Raw genomic sequence first — 24,150 nt, 5'->3', positions numbered from 1 at the left:
CAAATGAGACGAAGGGTTGTTTTGGTCACAGATGGAGATGAATATGCAAAGCGGACAATTGAGCTTTTAACAAAGGAATTTGGGGGAAGGTGTATTTCAGCATCACAAAGTAATCCAACCAAATTGACAGGGAAAAAAGTTGTTGAGCTTATTATGCAAACGCCATATGACCCTGTATTTGTCATGTTTGATGACAGTGGATTTATTGGAGAAGGATCTGGTGAAAAGGCTTTAAAATATGTAGCTACCCATAAACAAATTGATGTGCTCGGTATTTTAGCGGTAGCGTCTAATACGCATCATTGGGAATGGGCACGTGTAGATGTAAGTGTAGATCGGAACGGAAATTTAACCGAATACGGTGTTGATAAATTTGGACTTCCAGATGGTGAAATTGGCAGAATTAGCGGAGATACAATTTATTGTTTAGATGACTTGAATGTTCCTGTCATCGTTGGAGTCGGTGACATTGGTAAGATGTGCGGGAATGATGAATGGGAGAGGGGATCACCTATTACTAGAAAAGCGATTCAATTAATTTTGGAAAGGAGTGGTTTTTATGACGAAGCCTAAAAAAGTGGATATCCCTATATCAACTTTCATAAGTGATAATGAAAATTATTTAAAGCAGACAGTTGGACTAGGCGTTACATACGATGTTGGCATTCGTAAATTTCAAATTTTGAATAAAGAAATCGGTGTGTTATTTGTAAACGGACTTTGTGATACAAATTATATTATCCCTATTTTAGAAGAAGCGGTGGATACAAATGAGATAAGGGATGTAGAAGAAGATACAGTGAAGCTTTTAGAGAATCGCTTAATCCATCAACAAGTAAGCAAAGTGAAAACGATGGATGAGGTAATGCTCCAAGTATTATCAGGGCTCATTGTGATATTTGTGGAAGGTGAAACGGAAGCGTTCGCGATTGATGTTCGTAGTTATCCAGGGCGAACACCGACAGAACCAGATACCGAAAAGGTAGTACGCGGTGCGAGGGATGGATTTGTTGAAAATATCGTTGTAAATACAGCGTTAATTCGTAGGAGAATTCGAGATCCACGACTTCGAAATGAAATGGTTCGAGTAGGAGATAGATCACAAACGGATATTTGTATTACATACGTTCAAGATGTTGCAAATCCAGATTTAGTAAAGATTATAAAACAAGAATTAAATAACATTGATGTAGATGGAATTACGATGGCGGATAAAACAGTAGAAGAATTTGTTGTAAAGCAAAGCTATAACCCATTCCCGCTTATTCGATATACAGAAAGGCCAGATGTAGCAGCAAATCATCTACTAGAAGGACATGTGTTAGTACTTGTTGACACATCGCCAAGTGCCATGATTACACCGACAACATATTTTCACCATTTACAGCATGCAGAAGAGTTTAGACAAAATCCAGCTGTCGGTACATTTTTACGCTGGGTGCGCTTTTTAGGTGTTATATTCTCGTTATTTTTATTACCATTTTGGTTAGTGTTTGTATTTGATCCAACTCTTTTACCAGCAAATCTTGCTTTTATTGGACCGACTAAGATGACGCATTTACCAATCCTATTACAGGTGTTAATGGCAGAGGTCGGACTTGAGTTTTTAAGGATGGCTGCTATTCATACTCCAACCCCATTATCGTCTGCAGCAGGGTTGATTTCCGCCATATTAATTGGTCAAATTGCAATTGATGTAGGTTTGTTTGTGCCAGAAGTAATTTTGTATGTAGCGGTTTCGATGATTGGTGCATATGCAACACCGAGTTATGAATTAGGATTAGGAAATAAGGTTGGGAAATTGTTTGTTATTATTTTAACAGGTCTCTTCCATGAGATGGGATTTGTAATTGGTATGACGATATTAATTTTATTTTTAACGTCTATAAAAAGTTTACAAACACCTTATTTATGGCCGTTTTTACCATTTGATTGGGGCGCGTTAACAAAAATTTTACTCCGCCCAACGATGTCTAGTTTAAAAGTACGACCAAGTATTGTAAGACCTCAAAATGTAAAAAGACAAAAATAAACGGGATTATACACCCGTTTATTTTTTTTAGTAAAAATTTATTGTTTTTTAACAAAAATCAAACATTTTTTGTGTACACTTAGAGTAGATATTGTGTATGGAAGGGGAAGAGGACATGATTAAATTATTTGTAAGTGATTTAGATGACACGCTCGTTTACGATGTGAATCATATGCAAAAAGAAGATGAACGTGCGCTGTGTTGGTTAGCTGAGAAAGGGACAAATATTTGTTTTGCCTCTGGCCGCTTTACACACAGAATTGATGAAGTTGTAAAAAGGTTTTCATTCCCATATTACACAACTGGCTTAAATGGAGCGACAATGTTACTTCCAGATGGGAATTTATTTCATGAATCGAGTTTTGAAAATACGGTTGCCCAGGAAATATATCGATATATACATAAAAAAGGACTAGCGGATATTGTTTGTGCAAATGAGCAACGATATACAAAAAGGAAAAATGAACATCACCATAATTTTGAAGCGTATATGGGCGTGCATATCGCTGAAATTGAAGCGTTAGAAGAAGAGTTTGGTAAGACTGTACACCCTGCAAAATTGTTTGTTTTTGGAGAAGAAGAGAAAATTGTGACGTTAGATCAAGAGCTACGAGATATGTTTCAAGGCGAAGCGGAAGTTTTTATATCAGGTAAACGCTATGTTGATATTATGCCAAGAGGCGTGAGTAAGGGGAGTGCTCTAAAGCGACTAATGGACCATTTGCAAATTGAAGCAAATGAAGTTGCTTGTATTGGAGATTCCTTCAATGATATTTCTATGTTTGAAGTAACCCCGCATTCATTTACTCTTCATCATGCCCATCCATATGTAAAGGAGAAAGCAAATCATATAGTGCGTTCGGTTGAAGAGGCTGTTATGAAATTACCGTTACTTGTATAAAAAAGAAGCCCGTCACTGGCGGGCTTCTTTTTTACTTGAATAAAGATTTAACAAAATCAATGATACTTGAGAAGAAATCTTTCACTTTATCTAGAAAACTTTGTCCTTCTTCAGATCCTAAAAAGGCAGAAACGTGTTCTTTTGCTTTGTTTAATTGACTACCAACTTGATTCCAATCGATATTAAGATTCTTCATTTTATCAAATAACGCTACTAGGTTATCTAATTGTTCATCTGTTAATGTAATGCCGAGTTGATCAGCAATTTTTTTAATTAATGAACGTAAATCTTCTGTTGTTTTTGGCTGTTCTTTTGCAATTTCTTCTTTAATTTTTGCAACAAGTTGAACTGCTTTTTCTTCACCAATTTTATCACCAAGCTGGGCTGTTTGTACCATTTCTTCATTCGCTACTTTTTTAACTTCTTCCGGAATTGGTTTATTGGACGCAGTTTCATATGCTTTCATTAATCCAGTTAAAGCTGCAGTTCCTGAAACTTTAAAAGGTGCAGTAATTTGAATTTCTGCATCTTTTACACCTGCTGTAATCAAAGCGTTAGTGTACATTGCATCTGTTACCCAGTTAATGTTCTTTGATCGCACAATAAGACCAGATCCTGGTTTTGTGTATGTAATCATAGAAGAAGAAATTGCTCTCGTACCAATTTGTGCTTTTGGAACAATGCCTTCTAGAAATTTATGTTCTTCCGCATTAGATACAGTAATAATTGTAGCATCTTTCGGTGCTTTCATTTCTTTTAACAGATCTTGTTTTTGTTGTTCGGATAAGTTCTCTCCTAGTGTAACAATTGATTCTCCCTCGATGATGTCTGCAAATGAAGCTGTTGGCATCATAAATACCGTTACAGCTAATAGCAGAGCTAATAATTTCGTTTTCACGAAAAACCGCTCCCTTTCTCTTTCTAAAATTTTCGGGCAACAAAGTTATTATAGTATATATTTCTTATTTGTCACCTAGCTTTTTCCACATTTTAAAAAAGAAGTATCTAGATTGTCGGATTCTTTTTGTTTCTAGTCATGAATGTGGTAATATAATGCTGAGATAGTTGAAAGGAGACATATACATATGAAAACTTTAGGATACATATTAATGGAAAACGGTGAAAAAATCGAATTGGAATTTTTCCCAGAAGAAGCGCCAAAAACAGTAGAAAACTTTAAAAAATTAGCAGAGCAAGGATTTTATGACGGTGTTACATTCCACCGTGTTATTCCTGGCTTCGTAAGCCAAGGTGGAGACCCAACAGGTACAGGTGCTGGTGGTCCAGGTTACTCTATTCCATGTGAAACTGATGGAAACCCTCATAAACACCTTGTAGGATCACTTTCTATGGCTCACGCTGGCCGTAACACAGGCGGTAGCCAATTCTTTGTTGTTCATGAGCCACAGCCACATTTAGATGGCGTTCATACTGTATTTGGTAAAGCAACAAGCGGTATTGAAACAGTATTAAAAATGCGTCAAGGCGATGTAATGAAAGAAGTTAAAGTTTGGGAAGAATAAGGTAAGGGAAAAGAGAGCTTTTGCTCTCTTTTTTATTTTTAATGAGATTGAGTACTTCTTCTACAGCATCATACAAGTAGTATTGTTGCTAAAATATATTGCTTGTGAGAACAAACCTTTAACAAATTACATAGAATACATTACATTATATGTTTCCACAAATACTTTTTGTTATATTAATTTTGCTAGAATTGTGCTGCTTTAGGGTAACTATGAATGAAGTGATGTTGAATGATATGTTTCTTTTCATTCTATATAAAATTTTCTTTTTTTCACTCTATTTATTAAAGGAATAGTGCTGAAACATAGATTTGACTTTCTTCTTTTCGCTTTGTATGATTATCAAGTTGTTTTAGACTCTTCTCACTCTGTTGAAAATATTGTAAAATGAATGTGATATGAAAAGAGTGATTGAGGGGATTACTAGTTTGTAACTTTTGTGAGAAGGGATAAGGGTTATGTTAATTCGTTTTAAAAAAAGTTATGAAAAAATCGCAATGGGGCTTCTTTCGTTTATGCCAACTGAAAAAGATTTGAAAACATTACAATTGACAATGAAAGAATATGAAGCAAAAGATGATTGGCAATTGTATTTGTGGAAAGAAAATGAAGATTTTGTTGGAATAATGGGGATTGTAAAAAAAGAGAATCAAGTATTAGAAATTCAGCATTTAAGTGTAAATCCGTCTCACCGTCATGTGGGGATTGGAACGAAGATGGTTCAAGAGTTAAAGAGTAAATTTCTTGAGTTTACAATTTGCGGAAATGAGCAAACAGCAAATTTTTGCGAAAAATGTAAAGGGCTAGAACAAAATATACATTCGTGAAAGCAGGGATAAGTAGTTTATTATCTCTGCTTTCTTTTTTGTAATTGTTCGTTTCGTTCAGTAATGACCTCTGTGCGATCACGCAAAGTGTGCTTGTGTATAATATATTCACTTGGAATAGCATTCAAGTCTTTCCAAGAGAGGTTTTGTTTTTTGCATAACTCTATGCACTGCTTCTCTAACAATGGATCTGATAAGGGTAAAAATAAAGGTACAAAACGTTCTTTTTTATGGATAGATTGCAATCTTTCATTGAGCAAGGAAAGAAGTTGTACTTGATTAATTCCTAAACGTTGTAAAGACACACCGCTTTTTTCTAAAATTGTGATTGCGCTTTTCATCATTTTTGTGGAACCATTCCAGTTAGCACGTCTTTGGTGGTATAAAGAAACTGCAATTTGAATGAGACCAACTAAGTAATGATCACGATTTCCTCTTGGTTTTGTCTTCCAGTACTCTTCTAGTATTTCGTGGCATTCAAAATAGTCGTAATCTCCTTGGAAATGAATTAAAAATTGTATGTATTCGGTAGGATACATGTTTTCTCGCCCCTATCTAACGGTTATACATATAAGTGTATCATAGAAATATGAACAATAAACGACTAGGAGATTTCCCCCTAGCCGTTATTGTTCATATTAGCAGAAGCAAGCTGCTCCTACAATAATTAGCAAAATAAACAGTACAACAAGTAATGCGAACCCACCGCTAAAACCACAATCAACGTGACCCATAGTTTTTTGACCTCCTACATTGTTCTTACTACACTGTTATCATATGAAGTGGTGGGCATGATGACATAGGCATCGGTCTATTTTTAATTAAATTTCTTAAAAAGGTTGGATAGAACATGAGTATGCTCTATACTTATGTTGTTATAGAAAAAATGTGGTGGGATGCTTTGTGCAATATAATTTTAAAGTAGAGGCTTTTGAAGGGCCTTTAGATCTATTGTTACATTTAATACATCGTTATGAAATTGATATATATAATATTCCTGTAGCAGATATTACAGAGCAATATTTATCTTATGTGCATACGATGAAAGAACTGCAATTAGATGTTGCAAGTGAGTATTTAGTAATGGCCGCAACGTTATTACAAATTAAAAGTAAAATGTTGTTGCCGAAACATGAAGAAGATGTACTTGATAACGGTGATGATTTTATAGATGATCCTCGTCAAGAATTGATGGAGAGGTTAATTGAATATAAGAAATATAAGCAAGTTGCTACTGAGTTAAAAGAAAGAGAACAAGAAAGAGCACAGCTATATACACGTCCACCAATTGACTTTACATCGTTGCAACAAGAAGAAGAGACAAGCTTGCCTCTTGATGTTACGTTATATGATATGCTAGCGGCATTTCAAAAATTAATGCGCCGTAAAAAGGCAAAAAAACCTGTAACAACACGTATTACTCGTCAAGAAATACCAATTGAACAGCGAATGACTGATATTTTAAAGCAATTAAAAATAAAGGGTGGTCGCCAAAGTTTTCATGATTTGTTTGTTGATGATGAACGTGAAATAATGGTTGTAACATTTTTAGCAGTTCTGGAACTTATGAAAAATCAACAAATCATAATTGAGCAAGAACATAATTTTGATGAAATTTTCGTATCAAGCTCTAATAAATCTGCATAGAGCAAGTATATGAAATTGGGATAGAAACACTTTATCTCATGTTATGTTTTAATGTATCGTTTGGAACAAGAGAAGAAATATTGAACCGAACGCATTGATTGTGATTCGGTTTTTTGATGTGTATTTTTATGGGAAAATAGAAGGAAGGAGCTCGTGAAATGGATAGGAAAGAACAAAAGTCAATTATTGAAGGCCTTTTATTTGTTTCTGGTGATGAAGGGATTTATCCAGAACAAATAGCGAAAGTTCTTGAAATTGAAATGAATGAAGTAATTAATATTTTAGAAGAAATGCAACAAGAATGTGAAGGTACAAACCGTGGTTTGCAAATTGTACAGTATGCAAAAGTATATCGTTTTGCTACAAAGAAAGAACATGCTTCATATTATCAAAAATTAATAGATACACCAACAGCAGCTTCACTCTCACAAGCTGCCCTTGAAACGTTAGCGATTGTTGCATATCGTCAACCAATCACAAGGACTGAAATGGAAGAGATTAGAGGAGTTAAAACCGATAAGGCGTTACAAACGTTGGTTTCACATTTACTTATAAAAGAAATGGGAAGAGCAGAAGGACCAGGGCGTCCTATTTTATACGGAACAACAAAAGAATTTTTGGACACATTTGGATTGAAAACATTAGATGATTTACCGCCGCTTTCTGAAGAGAATGAACAAATGAATGAAGCGGATTTATTCTTCGGTTCCTTACAAGAGATATCGAAATAAAAGCTTAGCATTTTGCTAAGCTTTTTTTTGTATATCAATTATTTACAGTGCCATACTAAATGAAAAAAGGAGACGAGTTATGAGAGGTATGCGGATTATTCTATTATTAGTTTCTGTTTTATTATGTTTTTCTTTAAATAGCGCATCAGCTAAAAGGTATATGATGTCTATTCATACTACGTCTCCTTTACATATGCATCGGCAACATCTTAGTAAAATGAAAGTGAGCTTTTTAAAAGTGGGGCAAGGTGATGCAACACTTATCATAATGCCAAACGGACAAACAATGTTAATTGATGGAGGACCTTATGAAGCAGGAGAGGTTATTATTCAGAAATTAATTGAGAAAGGGATTAATCATTTAGATGTAATTGTCAGTACTCATCCTGATATGGATCATATAGGGGGGCTAATTCCAATTGTAGAGCAAATGCCGGTATCGCTTATATTAGATAGCGGAAAAACATATAGTTCTCTTACTTATCATACATATCGGAATAATATTAAAAAAAGAGGGATACCTTTCGTTTCAGTAAAGGAAGGGCAATATATACCGCTGGATCCACATGTTTCTATACAAGTATTAAACAATGGGAAATCAAAAGATGAAAATAATGAATCCTCAATTGTTTTAAAGGTGCGATATGGAAAAGCGGATTTTTTATTAATGGGTGACGCGGATGTACGGACAGAACATGAAATATTAAAACAATTTGATGTACATGCAGATGTTTTAAAAGTGGGGCATCACGGCTCGTATACTTCAACAAGTGAAACGTTTATAAAAAAAGTGGAACCGCAGTTTGCTATTCTGTCTTACGGGAGTAGTAATCCGTATGGACATCCTCATCAAAGTGTAGTAAAACGCTTAAAAAGGCACGGTATAATGGTATATAGAACGAATAAACGTACAGTAGAAATAGAAACAGATGGTGAACATGTTATGTTAGAGTCTAGCGGGTTAATGCCATTGTTGAAGTGATTTCTATATTAGGGGTGGATACTGTCCCTTTTTGGAAAAATGAATAATATATATTATAATTATAAGGGACGTAAGAAATTTCCTTTTTTGTTGAATAAAAAGGAAATTTCATTAGAATGTATAGACAACTACTCGTGCATATATTAAGATGGAACTAGGCGAATAAGGTAATAATAACAAGTAGGTATTTCATGGGAAAGGATCGATGAAAATGAAAACGCAAATTGTCATCAATGCCAAAATTTACACAGGTCAAGAAATAGTGGAAAACGGATTTATCCGTTACGCAGAAACCATTAAAGAAATTGGTTTGATGGCTCAATATGTACCACAAGAAAATGAAACTGTTTTTGATGCTACAGGGAAGATTGTAATTCCAGGTATGATCGATGTTCATATTCATGGTGGATACGATATTGATGCGATGGATGCAAATAGCGATGGGTTAGTAACTCTAGGTAAAGAAATGTTAAAAGAAGGGGTTACAACTTACTTCCCGACAACAATGACACAAGCTCCAGAGGCAATTGAAGCAGCGCTAACTGCTGCGAAAGAAGCAAAAGAAAAAGGAGCGCATTTCGAATATATTCACTTAGAAGGACCTTATGTTTCAAAGAAACGTGCAGGTGCACAACCACTTGAACATATCGTTCCTGCAAATATTGAGCAATTTAAACAATGGCAAGAAGCAAGTGGGAATTTAATTAAATTAGTAACATATGCACCAGAAGAAGAGGGAGCATTAGAGTTTGAACAATATCTTGCTGAAACTGGTGTAGTGGGCACAATGGGGCATACAGATGCAATTGATGCGCAACTAAAAAATAGAAAGATTACACATGCGACACATTTATACAATCAAATGCGTGGATTACATCACCGTGAACCAGGAGTTGTTGGTCATGTGTTATTAAATCCAGATGTAATGGTTGAAGTAATTACAGATGGTATTCATATTCACCCTGATATGGTGAAATTAGCATATAAGTTAAAAGGACCGAAAAAAGTAAGTGTTATTACTGACGCAATGCGCGCAAAAGGTCTTGAAGATGGATTATATGAGCTTGGCGGACAGCCAGTACATGTAAAAGATGGTAGTGCTCGATTAGAAGATGGAACGTTAGCTGGTAGTATTCTAAAAATGGATCAAGCTTTCCGAAATGTAATTGAATTTACGGGTTGTTCAATCGAAGATGCAGTACTGATGACATCAGTTAACCAAGCAGAAGAGTTTGGATTAAATAATAAAGGTGCATTAGCAGTAGGAAAAGATGCAGACTTTGTTGTGATGAATGAAGATTTACATGTATATGATACGGTTCGTTTAGGAATTCATATGAAGGAAGGGAAGTAATTAAATGAATATTCTTGTTGTAAAAACTCCAGAAGAACTAGCCGAAGCAGGTTATAAATTAATTGAAGAAGTTGTAAAAACAAAAGAAAATCCAACATTAGGAATGGCTACAGGAAGCTCTCCATTAGGTATTTATGCAGAAATGCGAAAAAATAAACTTGATACAAGCCGTGTAACCACTGTAAACTTAGATGAGTACGTAAATTTACCACATGAAGATAAAAACAGCTATCACTATTTCATGCAAGAACAGTTGTTTGATCATCTTCCATTTAAACAAACTTATGTACCAAACGGGATGGCAAGTGATTTAGAGGAAGAGTGCAAACGTTACGAGGGCATTCTAACTGCTAACCCAGTTGACCTACAGATTCTTGGAATCGGTGAAAACGGTCACATCGGATTTAATGAGCCAGGAACACCGTTTAATTCTCCAACGAACATTGTTGAATTAACAGAATCTACACGCCAAGCAAACCTTCGCTTCTTCGAAAAAGAAGAAGATGTGCCAACTCATGCGATTACAATGGGAATTGGAAGCATTATGAAAGCGAAACAAGTTCTACTTGTTGCTATGGGTTCTAAAAAGGCAGAAGCTGTTAAAGAATTATTGCAAGGTGAATATAGTGAAGAGTGTCCGGCTACAGTTTTACAACGTCATCCGAATGTAACCGTAATCGCAGATCAAGAAGCTCTATCTTTATGCAGTGAGGCGATTGCTGATGAACATCGACAAGTATTCACCATTTCCGATCTATTATCAGATTCAAGAGTGGGTGAAACAGCTAATTGAGGACGGCGAATGGAAGCCGGGAGATAAAATCCCATCTGAGAATGAACTTTGTGATAAGTTCGAAGTGAGTCGTATGACAATCAGACAGGCGATTAATAATTTAGTGGAACAAGGCTATTTATATCGGAAGCGTGGAATTGGAACATTTGTCCAACTTCCGAAAGTGGAACAAAAATTGCAAGGAATGACGGGCTTCACAGAAGATATGATTTCTCGTGGAATGAACCCAAGTAGTCAATTACTTAGTTTCCGCCTAGTTCCAGCTACTGCTAAAATAGCAGACCGGTTGAGAATACAGGAGGGGGAATCGGTTTATGAAGTGAGGCGTATTCGCTTAGCTGATGATGAACCGATTGCTTTTGAGACGACATATTTGTCGCCAGCTCTTGTAAAAGATATTAACGAAGAGATATTGCAACAATCTTTATATGAACATTTAGAGAAAAAACTGGGCTTTAAACTTGTTAGCGCTACTCAGTCAATTGAAGCTTCTGTTGCGACGGAAAATGAAGCTGAACATCTGCATATTCCTAAAAAGGCGCCTGTACTTGTAATGCGTCAATGGTCATATTCAGAAGGTGAGATACCGCTAGAGTACGTGAAATGTATTTATCGTGGAGATCGTTATAAATTTATTACGAATATCGCACGTAACAAATAGTATATTTCAGTTTGTGAAGTACAGTCGAAATGAAAATGGATAACATGTAAAGAAATAAAAATACGACTCATCCTTATAAGGAATGAGTCGTATTTTTATTATGAGCAATTACGTGGTTAACAGCATCTTTGACGTGATTTACTACATAGTGAGCGTGTTTTTTTACTGCATCATCTGCTTGCGACATAGCAAAACTGTGAGGAGTTAAAGAAAACATAGGAATATCATTGTAAGAATCCCCTATACAAGCAATTTCCTCAGGTTTTATTTGAAACTCATTTAATAAAACAGAAATGGCAGAGCCTTTACTAACATTCGGTGGCATTACATCTAAACATTGTTCTGCTGAGATGAAAGTGCTAACTTTCCCGTGGAATTTTTCATCAATTTTTTTTTGAAGGAGTTGTAAGCTCTCCTTTGTTCCACCGACGGAAATTTTATTTGGGAAAATTGTATCATCAATCTTCTGTAGTAAGTTTGGTTCTTCAACAGAAGTCATTGTTACTTGTTGTTCAAGTTCTTGAATAAAAGGTGTTTTCTCTTCAATGTAATAATTATGCTCATCACTTACATAACGGAAATAAGGATTTTCATTCGTCATAGCTAACAAATCGGGAAGTATGCTGGAATCAAAAGTTGCAGATAATAGTTGTTTATTTTCATGTGTATATACAAAAACACCATTTACACTAATACGATGAAAATTTGTATTTACAGCTTTCATTAAGTCTGCAATTTCATTATCAAGTCTTCCGGAAGCGAAGCAAAGAATAACATTTTGCTCGGCGAGGCTGCGTAGTGCCGCAACATCTTGTTCATCAATAAGACCTCCGTGTTGCATCATTGTACCATCGATATCACTTACAAACATTTTAATCATGCTGTTATCTCCTTTCTATGTACAGGTGCTCTTACATTATACGCATCATATATAAACATGTCTAAAAAATGAATTTTTATTAAATGGCAGATGTTTTACATTGACGACAAAGAAGAATATTCTGTAACATAAAAGTAGGCTATTTAAGTACGAGGGTGGTGTTATATGAATAATTATCTAGAAATTAAAAAAGTTTTAAATAATAATGTCATCATTGCTAGCCATCCTGAACACGAGGAAGTAGTAGTGATTGGTAAAGGAATTGGATTTGGGAAAAAAGCGAAAGATGTATTGGAGCAAGAACAAATCGAAAAAATGTTTGTCTTAAAAAATGAACGTGATCGTGAACAATATAAATTATTAGTGCCGCATGTTAGTGAAAAATTAATTGAATTGATGAACGATATTATGCTGTACATTCAAGAAAAAGCGAAATCTCCACTAAATGAACATATTCATATTGCGTTAACAGATCATATTTCATTTGCAATTAAAAGGTTAAAACAAGGACTTACAATTGATAATCCTTTTTTAGTTGAAACAAAAATGCTCTATCCAGAGGAATATGAAATTGCGGAAGGTGTTGTAGAACTTTTAAATTCTCGTTTGCAAATTACATTGCCAGAAGGAGAAATTGGTTTTATTGCACTTCACATTTACAGTTCGCTTACAAATTCTGATTTATCTTCAGTTAATCAAAACTCCCGTCTCATTGCACAACTTGTATCTTTAATTGAGACAAACTTAGAAATTACATTAGATCAAGAGAGCATTCATTATTTACGCCTTATTCGTCATCTTCAATATGCTATTGAGAGGGTGAAAAAGGGAGAAAAAGTAGAAGAATCGCAAAGTTTTGCCGATTTATTAAAGGCGGAGTATCCAGTTTGCTATAACGTAGCTTGGAAGCTAGTTAAGGTCATGCAAAAAGAGTTGCAACTACCTGTATATGAAGCTGAAAGTATTTATTTAACGATGCACTTGCAACGCTTAGTCAAGGCAGAGCATGTGTAATAAGTCATATATTTTTGTCTAAAATGAAAACGTTAAAAAAAATGATTGAATCGCTTACAATAGTTATGTATAATAACTATTGCAAAGTTATACAAATTTCGACAAACACATTAAGGTGAGTAACGAAAACGTTTGCCTTAATTATAGTGAACTTATACGTAAACCTATTTTTGACACGTGTTACTGATTCGATCAGGCATGAGTGGAGAAAAGTAAGGAATGTAAGCTAGAGAAAGGGATATACTACCCTTTGTATAGCTATCGTTCTATCTTTTTTTCCTCATGTCTTTTTGGCGTTTGTCGGAAGGTATCAATATAGATAAGAGAGGAAGGGTTTCCATGTTTAAGAAGATCTTTGGTGTTCTTCAAAAAGTCGGAAAAGCGTTAATGCTTCCAGTAGCGATTTTACCGGCAGCAGGTATTTTACTTGGATTTGGTAATGCATTTCAAAATCCACAGTTAACAAATGTTATTCCTGCTTTAAAGGCAGATTGGTTCGTAATGGTTGCAAAAATTATGGAACAATCTGGTGATATTATTTTCGCTAACCTTGCATTATTATTCGCAGTTGGGGTAGCAATTGGTTTAGCTGGTGGAGATGGAGTAGCTGGTTTAGCAGCATTCGTCGGCTACTTAATTATGAACAAAACGATGAGTGTGTTCTTAGAAGTAGATAAGCTAGTGAAAGTAACAAGTTCTGGAGCAGACCCAGTAAAAATTGGATTTGCAGATCCAGCGTATGCAAACGTATTAGGTATTCCAACGCTACAAACAGGGGTATTTGGTGGTATTATCGTCGGTATAGTAGCGGCATATTGCTATAATAAATACTTCAACATTGAATTACCATCATACTTAGGTTTCTTTGCAGGTAAGCGTTTCGTACCGATCGCAACTGCAACATTCTCTTTAATAGTAGGTATTATCATGTGCTTCGTTTGGCCATACATTCAAGGTGGCTTAAACACGTTCTCACATCAAATGATTGATGCAAATAGAACAATCGCAGCATTTATATTCGGTTTAATTGAACGTTCATTAATTCCATTTGGACTACATCACATTTTCTATTCACCGTTCTGGTTCGAATTCGGTCAGTATACAAATGCAGCTGGCGAATTAATCCGTGGTGACCAAAAAATCTTTATGGCACAGTTAAAAGACGGTGTAGAATTAACAGCAGGTACATTTACAACTGGTAAGTATCCGTTCATGATGTTCGGTCTTCCAGCAGCAGCTTTAGCAATGTACCATGAAGCACGTCCAGAAAATAAAAAATTAGCAGCAGGTATTTTAGGTTCTGCAGCATTAACATCTTTCTTAACAGGTATTACAGAGCCACTTGAATTTTCATTCTTATTCGTAGCGCCAGTATTATTCGGAATTCACGCTGTATTTGCTGGTCTATCATTTATGACAATGCAAATTTTAGGTGTTAAAATTGGTATGACATTCTCTGGTGGTTTAATTGACTTCCTATTATTCGGTGTATTACCAGGCCGTACAGCATGGTGGTGGGTAATTATTGTTGGTCTTGTACTAGCAGTTATTTACTACTTCGGATTCCGCTTTGCAATCCGTAAATGGAATCTAAAAACACCTGGTCGTGAAGAGGCAAATGCGAATGACGGGGCAGGAAAAACAGAGGCAGGCGAACTTCCTCGTGAAGTATTAGTAGCACTTGGTGGTAAAGAAAACATTGCTTCTTTAGATGCTTGTATTACTCGTTTACGTGTTCAAGTTAACGAACAAAAGAATGTAAACAAAGACCGCTTAAAAGAACTTGGAGCAGCTGGTGTACTTGAAGTTGGAAATAACATTCAAGCTATTTTCGGACCGAAATCTGACACGTTAAAATCACAAATTCATGATATAATGTCAGGTCGTACACCTCATGTTGAAAAAGAAGAACCTGTAAAAGTGGAAGAAACTCCTCAAAAAGTTGATGAAAATGAAACAATTGTATCACCAATCGAAGGGAAAATCTTACCAATTACAGAAGTGCCTGACCAAGTATTCTCAGGAAAAATGATGGGAGACGGATTTGCAATTGAGCCAACTGAAGGAACAGTAGTTTCTCCAGTTAACGGTGAAATTGTCAATGTATTCCCTACAAAACATGCGATTGGTATTCAATCTGAAGGCGGAAAAGAAATTTTAATCCACTTTGGTATTGATACTGTAAAATTAAATGGTGAAGGATTCGAGGCACTTGTAGCACAAGGTGATAAAGTGAAGCAAGGCCAACCATTATTAAAAGTAGATCTTGCATTTGTAAAAGAAAATGCACCATCTATCATTACACCAATTGTATTTACAAACTTACAACAAGGGCAACAAGTCGAATTGAAAAAAGATGGAAATGTTAAGAAGGGCGAAACCGCTATTATTGACATTCAGTAGGAATTTGACGCAAAATGTTTATAATTATAATAGGCGATGTGGTTGACCGAACATCGCCTATTATATACAATAGATGATGTAGTACTCACGTCTATACAACTAAAAAAAACTGTAATTTAAAGGAGATAAATAATCATGGAAAAAATCTTTAAAGTAACTAGCGACTCAGGAATTCATGCTCGTCCAGCAACTCTACTTGTAAACACTGCAAGCAAATTCGGTTCTGACATTAACTTAGAGTATAACGGAAAGAACGTTAACTTAAAATCAATCATGGGCGTTATGTCTTTAGGCATTCAACAAAACGCAGAAATTAAAATCACTGCAAATGGTGATGATGCAGCTCAAGCACTAGCAGCTATCGAAGAAACTATGAAAAACGAAGGATTAGGAGAATAATGACTCTTAACATTCAAGGGATCGCTGCATCAAGTGGGATTGCTATTGCAAAGGCTTTCAGACTTGAAAATCCTGAATTTAACATCGAAAAGAAATCAATTACAAACGAAGCTGCAGAAATTGCACGCTTAGACGCTGTGCTTGAGAAAGCAAAAACTGAATTAGAAGCTATTAAGGACCACGCATTTGCTGAGCTAGGTGCTGACAAAGCTGCGATCTTTGAAGCACATTTATTAGTGTTAAATGATCCAGAACTAGTAAACCCAGTAAAAGATAAAGTAAATAGCGAAAAAGTAAATGCTGAATTTGCAATGGATGAAGTTGCATCAATGTTTATTTCTATGTTTGAAAACATGGATAATGAATATATGAAAGAACGTGCTGCGGACATTCGTGACGTAACAAAACGCGTTCTTGCACATTTACTAGGAATTAACTTCTCAAATCCTGGTACAATTTCTGAAGAGGTAATCATTATTGCTGAAGATTTAACACCATCTGATACAGCTCAGTTAAACCGTAAGTATGCAAAAGGTTTCACTACTGATATCGGTGGACGTACATCTCACTCTGCAATTATGGCTCGTTCTATGGAAATTCCAGCTGTTGTTGGTACGAAAGTTGTTATGGAGAAAATCCAAAACGGCGATATCGTTATCATTGACGGTTTAGATGGAGAAGTAATTGTAAACCCATCAGAAGAAACTCTTCGTTCGTTTGAAGAAAAGAAAGCGAAATTTGAAGAGCAAAAAACTGAATGGGCAAAATTAAAAGACCAAGCTACTGTAACAAGTGATGGACATCACGTTGAGCTTGTTGCAAATATCGGAACACCAAATGATGTACAAGGTATTATTGATAATGGCGGAGAAGGCGTTGGCTTATACCGTACAGAATTCTTATACATGGGTCGTGACAATCTTCCAACAGAAGAAGAGCAGTTCGAAGCGTATAAAGCAGTTCTTGAAGGTGTAAAAGAAGGTCAACCAGTCGTTGTTCGTACACTTGACATCGGTGGAGATAAAGAGCTTCCATACTTACATTTACCAAAAGAAATGAACCCATTCTTAGGATACCGTGCAATTCGCTTATGTCTTGATGAGCAAGATGTGTTCCGTACACAACTTCGTGCATTACTTCGTGCTAGCGTATACGGTAACTTAAAAATTATGTTCCCAATGATTGCAACTCTTGATGAGTTCCGTCAAGCAAAAGCAATTTTATTAGAAGAGAAAGCGAAACTTGTAGAAGCGGGTACAACTGTTTCTGATTCTATTGAAGTTGGTATGATGGTTGAAATCCCAGCTTCAGCAGTATTAGCAGATCAATTCGCGAAAGAAGTTGACTTCTTCTCTATCGGAACAAATGATTTAATCCAATACACAATGGCTGCAGACCGTATGAACGAACAAGTATCATACTTATACCAACCATATAACCCATCTATTTTACGTCTTGTAAAAATGGTTATCGATGCTGCTCATAAAGAAGGCAAATGGGCTGGTATGTGTGGTGAGATGGCAGGCGATTCACTTGCTATCCCATTATTATTAGGATTAGGTTTAGATGAGTTCAGTATGAGTGCAACATCTATTCTTCCTGCAAGAACACAACTAAGCAAGTTGTCAAAAGCAGAAATGGAAACATTAGCAGAAAAAGCATTAATGATGTCAACTGCTGAAGAAGTTGTTGAACTAGTTAAAAGCATATAACCAATAAAAAAACCTGAGTCGATTTGAAATCGGTCTCAGGTTTTTTCTATGAGAAAAATAAATCTTATTTTCTTACTATAGAGGATAAGGAACGGAATTAGATAGCGATAGCAACGATATCAGTTGGGCATACACGTAAAATACCAGTAAAAGTATTTCGATTTTGATTGTTCTTATCGTCTTTATTGTTATCTTTGTCGTCTTTGTTATTACGAGCTAAAGCAGAGAAAAGAGCAACACCGTTAGCGAAACCTTCAAAAATTACATTGTTGAAAGTGCCATTACCTCTAATGCTTAAAAGAGAAAGTTCTGTTCCAACTGAAATGCTAGCAAGTACGTTACATACAGCTGGTTGTTGTGGTCTAACTACTTCTCTCTCTTTCTCTTTCTCATGATGTCTGCACTCTCTTTCATGATGATGACAGTCTCTAAAGTTATCACAGCATCCAAATGATCCAAACATAATCCTCATCACCCCCTTCACACTTATAATCTATGTAAGTTCGGTAGTGAGTGACTGGACAGAGAGTGGAATTTTTTCTAGGGGATTTTCTCATTTTAAATGACTAGCTGGGTGTTTAGTATGGAATGATGTTTAAAACAGGGGAAATATAACAAAAAATGTAAAAACCACCGAAATAAATGAAATAGGTAGCCTTTACACTTTTTTACTTTTATATAAAACGATGATATATACAGGAAGAGCTAGGAGTAGTGGTACAATGGATCGTGCAGTATGTTTTTCTGATTCTAATTGGAATGCTTCTTCTTTTGGGAATTGTAAAATGGAGATGTTTGCGGCATCACCAATAAAATATAGAAGCAGTACAGTTACTATGTAACATAAAAGTGCGATAAAGCTTCCGTATGAACTCAATGAAAATCCCTCTCTTGTTATCTATTTGTTATCATTGTATCACAATTGTAACAAAAATACACGGGTATATTTCAACACCTAAACAAAATTCGACACAAAACGTCAAGTTTATTTATGATAAGGGAATAGAATATACTTTTCCCTTATCATAAATGTCGAATGATTTGTAGTAATATTACAAAAGTATGACAGGGAATAAAAAAACGAAGGCAATGTAGTTACCTTCGTTTTTTATTATTTTGCCCACTCACTCACTTGCTCTACGCTCATACGAGGTGCAGGGTGTCCTTTTAAAGTTGATTCACCAATTGTAATAAGCATAATTGGAACGTAACGAGATGAAACGTTAAATTCGTCTGTCAGTGCTTGTGGATTGAAGCCACCAATAGCACAAGTATCCCAACCAGTTGCTTTAGCTGCAAGCATAAGTTGCATTGCTGCTAAAGATGCATTTGAAAAGGCAGCATCTCTTGGGAATTGTTCACGAGCATATGCAGATTCAATATTTTTAGCTAAGCGTTCTTTTGCTTCTTCTTTCATAAATCCTTGTTCTACAATTGGACCATATACTGGCTCAACATTTTTATAAGCTTCTAAATCACCTAAAATAGCGACTACTGCAGAAGCATCAAGAATTTGTTGCTGGTTATAAGCTATTGGGTGTAATCGTTTTTGTACATCTTCACCTTGAAAAACAAGGAATTTCCAGTGTTGCAAGTTCCAAGCGGAAGGTGCTTGTGCTGCGGCTTTTAAAATCTCATGTAATTCTGTAGATGAGATTTCTTTATTTGGGTTGAATGCACGTGTAGATGTGCGTTCATATAGAACGTTAAAAAAGTTGTCGTTTGTCATTGTATATCCTCCAAATTGTATATCGAATTATTTTCAAAAAAATAATATACACTACTTACATTTTGTAAGTTATCGAATTTAAGAATATAATATCTTTATTTTAATTGTCAAGTTTTAAAAATAAGCTAGGGCATTCATACAAACGATACAATTCCTACAATCATACACTAAAAAAGGAATTTATAGAGTGAAAAGCGAAGATAACATTCTCAATTAGCTTGTTAATATGTATCTCTCACAAATTAAAGTTTATTGGAGAACAGTCTTTTAAAAAAGTTTGTGAGGAATTCAGTAGAACAAGATATATGAAGTGAGTGAAGACTAGTGATGAACATACTACATTTTTTATTAGAGAATACGGTTTTCCAAAATGTGTTACAAGATCTGCAGTTAAATGTCCTTTATATAGAAAATGGATGTAAGCATCAACAAACGGTAGAAAATATCCATCCAAAATGTATGTTTATAGCAAATAGTTTTGAAGAGGGCGAACTATTATTTCAAAGAACGAAACCACACATTATCATTACGTATGTAACAGATTATTCTCAAATAAAATATATAAAGAATATGTATACTCCGCACAGTACATTCATTGTCATTTGGGATCAACAAATAACAAAAGAATTCACAGATGTACTTGCATTAGGAATACGTAATATTGTAATAGCTCCTGTAACTCCGCAAGCAGTGTTAGAGGAAGTGAATAAGAGTTTGTATCAACTTTCTTTAGTAAGGCAAGTCGGTTTGCAGCAGGAATTGCTTCAAACGATGTTTGATTTTCAAAATGATCTATTATTTATAGTAGAAGATGATGAGATTGTTGATTGTAATACAAATTTTTTAGCTTTTTTTGGATATGAAAATCTGTTTGCCTATCGTGAGCAACATTTAGTATTTGCTGAACATTTTATTAGAGAAAGTGGATACTATTCGACGACGCATGATATCACATGGTTAGACGATACTTTATCAAGTGGTAGAAGAATTAAGATGCTAAATTATGAAGGGGTAGTATCCACTTTTTTATTACGTGCGACACCATTGCCAGAAGATTTATCAAGATTTATTGTAAAGTGCACGGAATTTACAGAATTAGATGAAATCTATCAAGAGCAAGAAAGACTTGCTATGGTAGATTCATTGACAGAGATTTATAATCGTTTAAAGTTTCAACAAATACTAGAGGTAGAGTGGGAAAAGGTAATACGTAGTGATGAGAAAATAGCTATCATTTTATTTGATATAGATAATTTTAAAACGGTTAATGACACATATGGTCATGATTTTGGTGATTTGGCATTAATACAACTTGCAGAGCTTATGAAATCTAAAGTGGAGCAACAACATGTATTTGCAAGATGGGGAGGAGAAGAATTCATTATATTAGTGACAAATACAGTAGAAAAGGAAGCATTTCAAGTTGCGGAGTCATTACGATTCTTCATTGAAACAAAGCAATTCACTGGAATTTCGAAGCTAACAGCTAGCTTTGGAGTTGCGTTATATGAACAAGGAACTACAAGAGAAGAATTAATGCAACGAGCGGACATTGCATTATATGAAGCGAAAAAAAATGGGAAGAATCAAGTATGTGTGTATAGAAAAGAAAAAATGTAATTTTTCGCAACAAATTGTTGCGATTTTTTTTTATTGTTTGATAATAGAATAGGGGGACAATTTTTAGTGAAGGAATTATGGAGGATCAATATGATAAAAAAAGTAATGGTGATGGCTTCACTGTCTGCTATAGTTGGCGGCGGAGTATACTATTTTCTTGTTAGCCCCAATATAAAGGAAAACACTGTATTAACAACTAAAGTGAATCCTACTATTGAATCAGAAGTACAAGGGAATATAGAAGAAAAAGAAGAGCAACAAATTGATTATGCTAGCATATCTCAAAAATTAGATCAATATTTAGTCGGAAAGCAATTTAATGGAACAGTTTTGGTAACAGATAAAGAGCGTGTTATATTGAATAAAGGATATGGGTATGCTGATGTTCAAAATAAAATAGAAAATACGCCTCAAACAAAATATCGTATTGGTTCTATTACGAAAACAGTTGTTGCCACATCTATTTTACAGTTGCAAGAACAAGGTAAATTGAATATTCAAGATAATGTAAATAAATATATTCCTTCATTTCCGGAGAATAAAAATATTACACTATATCATTTGTTAACCCATACCTCTGGTTTACCTGAACATGCGAAAGGAAATGTGAATGCTGCTTCCCGTTTACAGTTAGTTAATTGGATTGGACGTCAAAATTTAGAATTTCCTGCAGGAACAGGTTGGAGATATACAGATTATAATTATATGGTTCTTGCTTATATAATAGAACATATCTCGAAAAAACCTTTAGGAGATTACATAAAAGAAAACATATTTGTAAAAGCAGATATGCATGAATCCGGTATGGGAAATATGGTACCTGGAGATAAAAATTTTACAAAGGGTTATGTGAAAAAAATCAAGAGCTTGTACCAGCGCAGAAGTTAGGCATGAATTGGCTATATGGTTGTGGTGAGATGTATACGACAGTTGGAGATATGAAGAAGTTAGACGAAGCAATTATAAATGGAAAACTTCTTTCTGAACAAAGTATACAAGCAATGTTTTCGCCTTCAGCAGAACGGAAATATGCATTTAGTTTTTATATATATCCAGATTATTTTCATAATCATGGTGTATTATCTGGTTGGAACACTTTCAATAATTTTAATAAAGAAAAAGGAATTTTTGTTATGTTATTTTCAAATGTAAAAAATAGTATGGATGATGACTTTAATAAAGAGTTCCGAAAGATGGTAAATGATTTATTAGAACAAAGGGGATGAGAAAATGGAACATAAAACTTTATCAATAGGTTTCATTGGTATTGGCGTAATGGGAAAAAGTATGGTTTATCACTTAATGCAAGATGGTCATAAAGTATATGTATATAATAGAACGAAAGCAAAAACAGATTCTTTAGTGCAAGATGGTGCACAATGGTGTGATACGCCAAAAGAGTTAGTGAAGCAAGTTGATATTGTAATGACAATGGTTGGATATCCACATGATGTAGAAGAAGTGTATTTTGGTATAGAAGGAATTATAGAACATGCAAAAGAAGGTACGATAGCAATTGACTTTACGACATCTACACCTACTTTAGCAAAACGTATTAATGAAGTTGCAAAAAGCAAAAATATATATACGTTAGATGCACCTGTCTCAGGAGGAGATGTTGGTGCGAAAGAAGCAAAACTCGCAATTATGGTAGGTGGAGAGAAAGAAATATATGATAGATGCTTACCTTTACTTGAAAAGTTAGGAACAAACATTCAATTACAAGGACCAGCTGGGAGTGGACAACATACAAAAATGTGCAATCAAATTGCGATTGCTTCCAATATGATTGGAGTATGTGAGGCTGTTGCTTACGCGAAGAAGGCTGGATTGAATCCAGATAAAGTGTTAGAGAGTATTTCAACAGGGGCAGCAGGTAGTTGGTCATTAAGTAATTTAGCTCCTCGAATGTTAAAAGGAGACTTTGAGCCAGGATTTTATGTAAAGCATTTTATGAAAGATATGAAGATTGCTTTAGAGGAAGCAGAAAAATTACAATTACCAGTCCCAGGCTTAAGTTTGGCGAAAGAATTGTATGAAGAGTTAATTAAGGATGGCGAAGAAAATAGTGGAACACAAGTATTATATAAAAAATATATAAGGGGGTAAACGAGGTGGACCTTCAAAAGTTTGATGAGATGATTGATACTGTACAGCGAGCTACTTGTATGCAAATTAATGAAAAACAAAAAGAAGCTTTTAAACAAAAATATGATTTTGAACCAGACTTTGAATATGGAAGAGATGAGAAGGGGCATTATGTAATTCGAACCTCTAAAAAGATGTTAGAAGAAATGGAGTTTTATTTGGCATTGAAATATGATCGTGATGGAGTGGATCTTTATATGCAAGCTGAGATTGACGGTATATTTCATGTATCTGTTAGCTATGGTGAAGATGCCCTACATCTACAAGAATTGTTTGAATTTCTAGAAGAAAATAAATAAAAGTCCTCATTTGAGGACTTTTATTTATTTAGTCATTATAAGTTAGAAGCTCGGCGACATCGTTCAACTGGGAATGGGATAATTTGTGCGATGTGATTAGGACCAAATTGTTTTGTACGAGCATGGCGTATTATATAAAAAGCACACAGAATTGAAACAGGAATAGCGCCGAATAAACCAAATAATAAAGCGCTTACACAAGATGCGACAAATCCTAAAACACCAATTTCTAACTCTTCCATAATAGCTCCTAAAATAACAGGAAATGCCCCACATGTAACTCCAAGTATAAGTGCGATAAGTAAGCTCATGATTATCCCCCTCTGTTTGCGATATTATTTTCCTTCTTAGTTAATTGTAGTATATCACATGCAAAACAGAATTTTCAGAAAAATTTCAATAAATGTTCAATAAATGTTCAAAAAATACACTTGAAAAATCAAGGCGTTAAATTTGTGATGAAATGGTACTTTTGAGTAAATAAAAAATCAGGCT

Annotated in this window: 26 protein-coding genes and 1 pseudogene; 19 read left to right on the top strand and 8 right to left on the bottom strand. The window is 35.0% G+C overall.

Translation table 11 applies throughout. The features are described from left to right. Positions 1 to 3: 3 nt before the first annotated feature. From MHH27_RS20950 to MHH27_RS20940, 3 genes are all read left to right on the top strand, one after another. Positions 4 to 573 carry a stage V sporulation protein AE gene (locus MHH27_RS20950; RefSeq protein ID WP_001254416.1) on the top strand — a complete coding sequence of 190 codons (570 nt, stop codon included), beginning with the start codon at positions 4 to 6 and terminating at the stop codon, positions 571 to 573. Beyond that, complete coding sequence (spoVAF, locus tag MHH27_RS20945) at positions 560 to 2,032, top strand: spore germination protein SpoVAF (protein WP_000165595.1); 1,473 nt, start codon at positions 560 to 562, stop codon at positions 2,030 to 2,032. The genes MHH27_RS20950 and spoVAF overlap by 14 nt, the downstream gene beginning before the upstream one ends. 97 nt (positions 2,033 to 2,129) lie before the next feature. Next, entirely contained in the window at positions 2,130 to 2,933 is an 804-nt protein-coding gene (locus MHH27_RS20940) for a Cof-type HAD-IIB family hydrolase (RefSeq protein ID WP_003271593.1), read from the top strand. Between the two features lie 31 nt (positions 2,934 to 2,964). Here the strand turns inward: MHH27_RS20940 and MHH27_RS20935 are convergent, their stop codons facing one another. Continuing rightward, a complete protein-coding gene (locus MHH27_RS20935; protein WP_000850513.1) occupies positions 2,965 to 3,831 on the bottom strand; it encodes a DUF1002 domain-containing protein in 867 nt (288 codons plus the stop codon). A gap of 187 nt (positions 3,832 to 4,018) precedes the next feature. On the opposite strand from MHH27_RS20935, the gene MHH27_RS20930 reads away from it, so the two are divergent. Together MHH27_RS20930 and ribT are read left to right on the top strand one after the other, a co-directional pair. Next, on the top strand, positions 4,019 to 4,456 hold the full coding sequence (locus MHH27_RS20930; protein ID WP_000853788.1) for a peptidylprolyl isomerase: 438 nt from the start codon (positions 4,019 to 4,021) through the stop codon (positions 4,454 to 4,456). A 458-nt stretch (positions 4,457 to 4,914) separates the two neighbouring features. Then, on the top strand, positions 4,915 to 5,283 hold the full coding sequence (ribT, locus tag MHH27_RS20925; protein ID WP_090977129.1) for a GNAT family N-acetyltransferase RibT: 369 nt from the start codon (positions 4,915 to 4,917) through the stop codon (positions 5,281 to 5,283). A gap of 20 nt (positions 5,284 to 5,303) precedes the next feature. Here the strand turns inward: ribT and MHH27_RS20920 are convergent, their stop codons facing one another. Then, complete coding sequence (locus MHH27_RS20920) at positions 5,304 to 5,822, bottom strand: DUF309 domain-containing protein (protein ID WP_000283610.1); 519 nt, start codon at positions 5,820 to 5,822, stop codon at positions 5,304 to 5,306. Positions 5,823 to 5,921: 99 nt separating this feature from the next. After that, entirely contained in the window at positions 5,922 to 6,017 is a 96-nt protein-coding gene (locus MHH27_RS20915) for a YjcZ family sporulation protein (RefSeq protein WP_000510194.1), read from the bottom strand. A gap of 169 nt (positions 6,018 to 6,186) precedes the next feature. Between MHH27_RS20915 and scpA the strand changes: the two genes are divergently transcribed. The 6 genes from scpA (at position 6,187) to MHH27_RS20885 (ending at position 11,451) form a co-directional block, all read left to right on the top strand. Continuing rightward, positions 6,187 to 6,930, top strand: coding sequence for a segregation/condensation protein A (scpA, locus tag MHH27_RS20910; RefSeq protein WP_001199751.1), 744 nt, complete (start codon positions 6,187 to 6,189; stop codon positions 6,928 to 6,930). Between the two features lie 158 nt (positions 6,931 to 7,088). Beyond that, positions 7,089 to 7,661: a segregation/condensation protein ScpB gene (gene scpB / locus MHH27_RS20905; RefSeq protein ID WP_025118451.1), complete on the top strand. Its 573-nt coding sequence runs from the start codon at positions 7,089 to 7,091 to the stop codon at positions 7,659 to 7,661. A 79-nt stretch (positions 7,662 to 7,740) separates the two neighbouring features. Beyond that, complete coding sequence (locus MHH27_RS20900; RefSeq protein WP_001214828.1) at positions 7,741 to 8,643, top strand: ComEC/Rec2 family competence protein; 903 nt, start codon at positions 7,741 to 7,743, stop codon at positions 8,641 to 8,643. Positions 8,644 to 8,854: 211 nt separating this feature from the next. Beyond that, positions 8,855 to 9,997 (top strand): N-acetylglucosamine-6-phosphate deacetylase, encoded by a 1,143-nt coding sequence (gene nagA, locus MHH27_RS20895; protein ID WP_001987227.1) that lies wholly within the window; start codon positions 8,855 to 8,857, stop codon positions 9,995 to 9,997. A gap of 4 nt (positions 9,998 to 10,001) precedes the next feature. After that, entirely contained in the window at positions 10,002 to 10,790 is a 789-nt protein-coding gene (gene nagB / locus MHH27_RS20890; RefSeq protein ID WP_001024208.1) for a glucosamine-6-phosphate deaminase, read from the top strand. Beyond that, complete coding sequence (locus tag MHH27_RS20885; RefSeq protein ID WP_014894892.1) at positions 10,720 to 11,451, top strand: GntR family transcriptional regulator; 732 nt, start codon at positions 10,720 to 10,722, stop codon at positions 11,449 to 11,451. Before nagB ends, MHH27_RS20885 begins: the two co-directional genes overlap by 71 nt. A 73-nt stretch (positions 11,452 to 11,524) precedes the next feature. On the opposite strand, the gene MHH27_RS20880 is transcribed toward MHH27_RS20885, so the two are convergent. After that, a complete protein-coding gene (locus tag MHH27_RS20880; protein WP_000594250.1) occupies positions 11,525 to 12,331 on the bottom strand; it encodes a Cof-type HAD-IIB family hydrolase in 807 nt (268 codons plus the stop codon). 165 nt (positions 12,332 to 12,496) lie between these two features. Between MHH27_RS20880 and glcT the strand changes: the two genes are divergently transcribed. From glcT to ptsP, 4 genes are all read left to right on the top strand, one after another. Continuing rightward, on the top strand, positions 12,497 to 13,345 hold the full coding sequence (gene glcT, locus MHH27_RS20875) for a glucose PTS transporter transcription antiterminator GlcT (protein ID WP_001067322.1): 849 nt from the start codon (positions 12,497 to 12,499) through the stop codon (positions 13,343 to 13,345). 339 nt (positions 13,346 to 13,684) lie between these two features. Next, the gene (ptsG, locus tag MHH27_RS20870) at positions 13,685 to 15,748 is read left to right on the top strand and encodes a PTS glucose transporter subunit IIABC (RefSeq protein WP_061659903.1); all 2,064 of its coding nucleotides are present in this window, start codon (positions 13,685 to 13,687) and stop codon (positions 15,746 to 15,748) included. A gap of 135 nt (positions 15,749 to 15,883) precedes the next feature. After that, complete coding sequence (gene ptsH / locus MHH27_RS20865; RefSeq protein ID WP_000411080.1) at positions 15,884 to 16,147, top strand: phosphocarrier protein HPr; 264 nt, start codon at positions 15,884 to 15,886, stop codon at positions 16,145 to 16,147. After that, the gene (gene ptsP / locus MHH27_RS20860; RefSeq protein WP_340943945.1) at positions 16,147 to 17,859 is read left to right on the top strand and encodes a phosphoenolpyruvate--protein phosphotransferase; all 1,713 of its coding nucleotides are present in this window, start codon (positions 16,147 to 16,149) and stop codon (positions 17,857 to 17,859) included. The genes ptsH and ptsP overlap by 1 nt, the downstream gene beginning before the upstream one ends. Positions 17,860 to 17,956: 97 nt before the next feature. Here the strand turns inward: ptsP and MHH27_RS20855 are convergent, their stop codons facing one another. The 3 genes from MHH27_RS20855 to MHH27_RS20845 form a co-directional block, all read right to left on the bottom strand. Then, positions 17,957 to 18,322 (bottom strand): DUF3915 domain-containing protein, encoded by a 366-nt coding sequence (locus tag MHH27_RS20855; protein ID WP_000468017.1) that lies wholly within the window; start codon positions 18,320 to 18,322, stop codon positions 17,957 to 17,959. Positions 18,323 to 18,517: 195 nt separating this feature from the next. After that, the gene (locus tag MHH27_RS20850) at positions 18,518 to 18,736 is read right to left on the bottom strand and encodes a hypothetical protein (protein ID WP_000100485.1); all 219 of its coding nucleotides are present in this window, start codon (positions 18,734 to 18,736) and stop codon (positions 18,518 to 18,520) included. A gap of 234 nt (positions 18,737 to 18,970) precedes the next feature. Then, on the bottom strand, positions 18,971 to 19,588 hold the full coding sequence (locus MHH27_RS20845; protein ID WP_000180387.1) for a nitroreductase family protein: 618 nt from the start codon (positions 19,586 to 19,588) through the stop codon (positions 18,971 to 18,973). 327 nt (positions 19,589 to 19,915) lie between these two features. On the opposite strand from MHH27_RS20845, the gene MHH27_RS20840 reads away from it, so the two are divergent. From MHH27_RS20840 to MHH27_RS20825, 4 genes and pseudogenes are all read left to right on the top strand, one after another. Continuing rightward, complete coding sequence (locus MHH27_RS20840; RefSeq protein ID WP_340943940.1) at positions 19,916 to 21,208, top strand: GGDEF domain-containing protein; 1,293 nt, start codon at positions 19,916 to 19,918, stop codon at positions 21,206 to 21,208. 90 nt (positions 21,209 to 21,298) lie between these two features. Then, a pseudogene (locus MHH27_RS20835) lies at positions 21,299 to 22,434 on the top strand (serine hydrolase). A gap of 4 nt (positions 22,435 to 22,438) precedes the next feature. After that, positions 22,439 to 23,317, top strand: coding sequence for an NAD(P)-dependent oxidoreductase (locus MHH27_RS20830; protein ID WP_000400437.1), 879 nt, complete (start codon positions 22,439 to 22,441; stop codon positions 23,315 to 23,317). Positions 23,318 to 23,322: 5 nt separating this feature from the next. Further along, on the top strand, positions 23,323 to 23,655 hold the full coding sequence (locus MHH27_RS20825; protein ID WP_340943936.1) for a DUF3909 family protein: 333 nt from the start codon (positions 23,323 to 23,325) through the stop codon (positions 23,653 to 23,655). A 35-nt stretch (positions 23,656 to 23,690) separates the two neighbouring features. Here the strand turns inward: MHH27_RS20825 and MHH27_RS20820 are convergent, their stop codons facing one another. Next, the gene (locus MHH27_RS20820; RefSeq protein WP_000054659.1) at positions 23,691 to 23,966 is read right to left on the bottom strand and encodes a hypothetical protein; all 276 of its coding nucleotides are present in this window, start codon (positions 23,964 to 23,966) and stop codon (positions 23,691 to 23,693) included. Between the last annotated feature and the right edge of the window lie 184 nt (positions 23,967 to 24,150).

The sequence above is a fragment of the Bacillus sp. FSL L8-0152 genome (genome assembly GCF_038006365.1).
In the GTDB taxonomy this organism is placed as follows: Bacteria; Bacillota; Bacilli; order Bacillales; family Bacillaceae_G; genus Bacillus_A; species Bacillus_A cereus.
The sequence above is the reverse complement of the archived record's forward strand: the minus strand, read 5'-3'. Positions and strand labels throughout refer to the sequence as shown.

What these genes read in the sequence shown, in the direction of transcription:
- MHH27_RS20950 (WP_001254416.1), top strand. Translation starts at nt 4, where the DNA reads ATGAGACGAAGGGTTGTTTTGGTCACAGATGGAGATGAATATGCAAAG.
- spoVAF (WP_000165595.1), top strand. Translation starts at nt 560, where the DNA reads ATGACGAAGCCTAAAAAAGTGGATATCCCTATATCAACTTTCATAAGT.
- MHH27_RS20940 (WP_003271593.1), top strand. Translation starts at nt 2,130, where the DNA reads ATGGAAGGGGAAGAGGACATGATTAAATTATTTGTAAGTGATTTAGAT.
- MHH27_RS20930 (WP_000853788.1), top strand. Translation starts at nt 4,019, where the DNA reads ATGAAAACTTTAGGATACATATTAATGGAAAACGGTGAAAAAATCGAA.
- ribT (WP_090977129.1), top strand. Translation starts at nt 4,915, where the DNA reads ATGTTAATTCGTTTTAAAAAAAGTTATGAAAAAATCGCAATGGGGCTT.
- MHH27_RS20920 (WP_000283610.1), bottom strand. Translation starts at nt 5,822, where the DNA reads ATGTATCCTACCGAATACATACAATTTTTAATTCATTTCCAAGGAGAT.
- MHH27_RS20915 (WP_000510194.1), bottom strand. Translation starts at nt 6,017, where the DNA reads ATGGGTCACGTTGATTGTGGTTTTAGCGGTGGGTTCGCATTACTTGTT.
- scpB (WP_025118451.1), top strand. Translation starts at nt 7,089, where the DNA reads ATGGATAGGAAAGAACAAAAGTCAATTATTGAAGGCCTTTTATTTGTT.
- MHH27_RS20900 (WP_001214828.1), top strand. Translation starts at nt 7,741, where the DNA reads ATGAGAGGTATGCGGATTATTCTATTATTAGTTTCTGTTTTATTATGT.
- nagA (WP_001987227.1), top strand. Translation starts at nt 8,855, where the DNA reads ATGAAAACGCAAATTGTCATCAATGCCAAAATTTACACAGGTCAAGAA.
- nagB (WP_001024208.1), top strand. Translation starts at nt 10,002, where the DNA reads ATGAATATTCTTGTTGTAAAAACTCCAGAAGAACTAGCCGAAGCAGGT.
- MHH27_RS20885 (WP_014894892.1), top strand. Translation starts at nt 10,720, where the DNA reads ATGAACATCGACAAGTATTCACCATTTCCGATCTATTATCAGATTCAA.
- MHH27_RS20880 (WP_000594250.1), bottom strand. Translation starts at nt 12,331, where the DNA reads ATGATTAAAATGTTTGTAAGTGATATCGATGGTACAATGATGCAACAC.
- glcT (WP_001067322.1), top strand. Translation starts at nt 12,497, where the DNA reads ATGAATAATTATCTAGAAATTAAAAAAGTTTTAAATAATAATGTCATC.
- ptsG (WP_061659903.1), top strand. Translation starts at nt 13,685, where the DNA reads ATGTTTAAGAAGATCTTTGGTGTTCTTCAAAAAGTCGGAAAAGCGTTA.
- ptsH (WP_000411080.1), top strand. Translation starts at nt 15,884, where the DNA reads ATGGAAAAAATCTTTAAAGTAACTAGCGACTCAGGAATTCATGCTCGT.
- ptsP (WP_340943945.1), top strand. Translation starts at nt 16,147, where the DNA reads ATGACTCTTAACATTCAAGGGATCGCTGCATCAAGTGGGATTGCTATT.
- MHH27_RS20855 (WP_000468017.1), bottom strand. Translation starts at nt 18,322, where the DNA reads ATGTTTGGATCATTTGGATGCTGTGATAACTTTAGAGACTGTCATCAT.
- MHH27_RS20845 (WP_000180387.1), bottom strand. Translation starts at nt 19,588, where the DNA reads ATGACAAACGACAACTTTTTTAACGTTCTATATGAACGCACATCTACA.
- MHH27_RS20840 (WP_340943940.1), top strand. Translation starts at nt 19,916, where the DNA reads ATGAACATACTACATTTTTTATTAGAGAATACGGTTTTCCAAAATGTG.
- MHH27_RS20830 (WP_000400437.1), top strand. Translation starts at nt 22,439, where the DNA reads ATGGAACATAAAACTTTATCAATAGGTTTCATTGGTATTGGCGTAATG.
- MHH27_RS20820 (WP_000054659.1), bottom strand. Translation starts at nt 23,966, where the DNA reads ATGAGCTTACTTATCGCACTTATACTTGGAGTTACATGTGGGGCATTT.